General features: G+C 65.8%; 4 protein-coding genes. All 4 read left to right on the top strand.

Annotation, left to right across the window (positions count from 1 at the left end):
- Positions 1-153 precede the first annotated feature (153 nt).
- Positions 154-486 (top strand): YbaB/EbfC family nucleoid-associated protein, encoded by a 333-nt coding sequence (locus tag AC1D2K_RS32395; RefSeq protein ID WP_442283093.1) that lies wholly within the window; start codon positions 154-156, stop codon positions 484-486.
- 17 nt (positions 487-503) lie between these two features.
- Positions 504-1094: a recombination mediator RecR gene (recR, locus tag AC1D2K_RS32390; protein ID WP_478094246.1), complete on the top strand. Its 591-nt coding sequence runs from the start codon at positions 504-506 to the stop codon at positions 1092-1094.
- A 205-nt stretch (positions 1095-1299) separates the two neighbouring features.
- Entirely contained in the window at positions 1300-2334 is a 1035-nt protein-coding gene (locus AC1D2K_RS32385) for an ABC transporter substrate-binding protein (RefSeq protein WP_478094245.1), read from the top strand.
- Positions 2335-2383: 49 nt separating this feature from the next.
- A complete protein-coding gene (locus tag AC1D2K_RS32380; RefSeq protein WP_478094243.1) occupies positions 2384-3199 on the top strand; it encodes an ABC transporter ATP-binding protein in 816 nt (271 codons plus the stop codon).
- The last annotated feature ends 104 nt before the right edge of the window (positions 3200-3303 follow it).

Raw genomic sequence — 3303 nt, 5'->3', positions numbered from 1 at the left:
AACCTTGCGGGACAGACCAAGAAACTGCGCAGCAGTTTTTGCTCTGTCCTCGACTGACTGATACCTCGCGGGACAGATCAAGAAACTGCGCAGCAGTTTTTGCTCTGTCCTCAACTGACTAAACTCTTTATTTCAACGATCGACAGGACCCACATGTTCAACAAAGGACAACTGGCCGGCCTCATGAAGCAGGCGCAGGCAATGCAGGACAACCTCAAGAAGGCCCAGGAAGAACTGGCCACCATCGAGGTCGAGGGCGAATCCGGCGCCGGGCTGGTGAAGGTCGTGATGACCTGCAAGCACGACGTCAAGCGCATCACCATCGATCCGAGCCTCCTGGCCGACGACAAGGACATGCTCGAAGACCTGGTGGCAGCGGCCTTCAATGCCGCGGTGCGCAAGGCCGAGGAAACCAGCGAGCAGAAGATGGGCAAGCTGACTTCCGGCATGCCTGGCCTGCCGCCCGGCATGAAGCTGCCGTTCTGAGCTTTCATCAGCCCTCGATGGCGGATTCCAGCTCGCTCGAGGCCTTGGTCGAGGCGCTGCGCCGACTGCCCGGCGTTGGCGCGAAGTCGGCCTCGCGCATGGCGTTCCATCTGCTGCAGCACGACCGCGAAGGCGCGCAAAGGCTCGCGCGCGCCCTGCAGCAGGCGGCCAGCAACGTGCAGCACTGCGAGCGCTGCAACACCTTCACCGAAGGCCTGATCTGCAGCGTCTGCCAGGATGCGCGCCGCGACGCCAGCAAGCTGTGCGTGGTGGAGACGCCGGCCGACCAGGCCGCGCTCGAACGCACCGGTGTGTTCCGGGGCTACTACTTCGTGCTGATGGGCAAGCTGAGTCCGCTCGACGGCATCGGGCCCAAGGACATCGGGCTCTCGAAGCTGTTCGAGCGCGCGCTCGACGGCACCGTGACCGAGGTGATCCTCGCCACCAACTTCACTGCCGAGGGCGAGGCGACGGCCCACGTGATCGGTGATGCGCTCAAGCAGCGCGGCCTCGCCGTGACCCGGCTCGCGCGCGGCGTGCCGGCCGGCAGCGAGCTCGAGTACGTCGACCTCGGCACCATCGCCCACGCGCTCGTGGACCGCCGCTGAGCATCGAACCGGCAGACGCTGATCGTCGCGACGCAGGCGCGGTCCGGGCGCTCGCATTCGGTGCCCACGCAGCCATCCTGTTCGCGGGCCGCTAGCGGTCTTCGTGATTACGTGAAAACCCGCACGGGATGTTCCCGATGCAGGGGCGGGGGGGTGCCTCTAAGCTCGATTCGAATCACACGAACAGAGCCCGCGGGCCCCACTCATGCTCAATCGCCGTACCTTCACCGCAGCCGCCGCGCTGGGCGCCGCTGCCATCGGCGCGCCACTGGTCCACGGCCAGGCCAAGCTCGAGAAGTCCAAGGTTTCCATCGCGGTCGGCGGCAAGGCGGCGTTCTACTACCTGCCGCTCACGATCTCCGAGCAGCTCGGCTACTTCAAGGCCGAAGGACTCGACGTCGAGATCTCCGATTTCTCGGGCGGTGCGCGCGCGCTGCAGGCTGTTGTGGGCGGCTCGGCCGACGTCTGTTCGGGGGCCTTCGAGCACACCATCAACCTGCAGGCCAAGAACCAGTTCTTCCAGGCCTTCGTGCTGCAGGGCCGCGCGCCGCAGATCGCCATCGGCGTGTCGACCAAGAACATGCCGGGCTACACCGGCATCGCGGAGCTCAAGGGCAAGAAGATCGGCGTCTCGGCGCCGGGCTCTTCCACCAACATGGTGGCCAACCTGGTGCTGTCGCGCGGTGGGCTCAAGGCCAGTGACGTGAGCTTCATCGGTGTCGGTGTCGCGGCCGGCGCACTTACTGCGTTGCGTTCCGGCCAGATCGATGCGATCAGCAACACCGATCCCGTGATGACCATGCTCGAGCAGAAGGGCGACGTGAAGATCATCAGCGATACGCGCACGCTCAAGGGCACGCAGGAGGTGTTCGGAGGCTTGATGCCGGCGGCCTGCCTGTATGCCTCGGCGGAATTCATCCAGAAGCATCCGAACACCTGCCAGGCGCTCACCAACGCGATCGTGCATGGCCTCAAGTGGCTGCAGACCGCCGGGCCGGGCGACATCATCAAGACCGTGCCCGAGACCTACCTGCTGGGCGACCGCGCGCTGTACCTGGCGTCCTTCGACAAGGTGCGCGAGGCGATCGCGATCGACGGGCTGGTGCCGGCCGAAGGCCCCAGGACAGCTCTCGCAGCCATCGCCAGTTTCGATCCCACGGTCAAGGCCGAGAAGATCGACCTGGCCAAGCTCTATACCAACGATTTTGCGCGGCGTGCCAAGGACCGGTTCAAAGCCTGACCGTGGCGTCCTGCAACCCGGCTTCGGCCGGGTTTTTTCTTCCAAGCCCATGGCCGACCACGCGCTCGAACTGATCGACATCCATTGCACCTTCCGCTCGAAGGACGACCGCAGCCAGCGCTACACGGCGGTTGCCGACACCACGCTGCGCATCGGCGAGGGCGAGTTCGTGTCGGTGGTCGGGCCCACGGGCTGCGGCAAGTCGACCCTGCTCAATGTCGGCGCCGGGCTGCTCGAGCCCTCGTCGGGCACGGTGCGGGTCTTCGGCCAGCCGCTCGCGGGCGTCAACGCGCGCGCCGGCTACATGTTCCAGAGCGAAGCCCTGATGCCATGGCGCAGCGCGCTCGACAACGTGATGGTGGGCCTCCAGTACCGCGGCCTGCCCGACGCGCAGGCGAGGGCGCAGGCCGAGGGCTGGCTCGCGCGTGTCGGCTTGAGCGGCTTCGGCGACCGCTATCCGCACCAGCTCTCGGGCGGCATGCGCAAGCGCACCGCGCTGGCCCAGGTGCTGGCGCTGGACCCCGACATCATCCTGATGGACGAACCGTTCAGCGCGCTCGACATCCAGACGCGGCAGCTGATGGAAAACGAGGTGCTGGAATTGTGGGCCGCAAAGAAGAAGGCGGTGCTGTTCATCACGCACGACCTCGATGAGGCGATCGCGATGAGCGATCGCGTGGTGGTGCTGTCGGCCGGACCCGCGACCCATCCGATCGGAGAATTCGCGATCGACCTGCCGCGTCCGCGCGATGTGGCGGAGGTCCGCACCCATCCGCGTTTCGTCGAGTTGCATACGCAGATCTGGAACGTGCTGCGCGACGAGGTGCTCAAGGGCTATGCGCAGCAATTGAAGAAGGCGGCCTGAACATGCGGCTGCGCCCTGACGAAAGCAATGCGCGCTTCTGGCAGCTGACCGTCCTGGTCTTGCTGCTGGTCGGCTGGCACCTGGCCTCGCGCAACCCGCAGTTC

It is taken from the genome of Variovorax sp. P1_H12_2 (assembly GCF_056405335.1).
This window is presented reverse-complemented; position numbering and strand designations above follow the sequence as displayed.

Coding starts and splice junctions, on each gene's coding strand:
- AC1D2K_RS32395 (WP_442283093.1), top strand. CDS start 154: ATGTTCAACAAAGGACAACTGGCCGGCCTCATGAAGCAGGCGCAGGCA.
- recR (WP_478094246.1), top strand. CDS start 504: ATGGCGGATTCCAGCTCGCTCGAGGCCTTGGTCGAGGCGCTGCGCCGA.
- AC1D2K_RS32385 (WP_478094245.1), top strand. CDS start 1,300: ATGCTCAATCGCCGTACCTTCACCGCAGCCGCCGCGCTGGGCGCCGCT.
- AC1D2K_RS32380 (WP_478094243.1), top strand. CDS start 2,384: ATGGCCGACCACGCGCTCGAACTGATCGACATCCATTGCACCTTCCGC.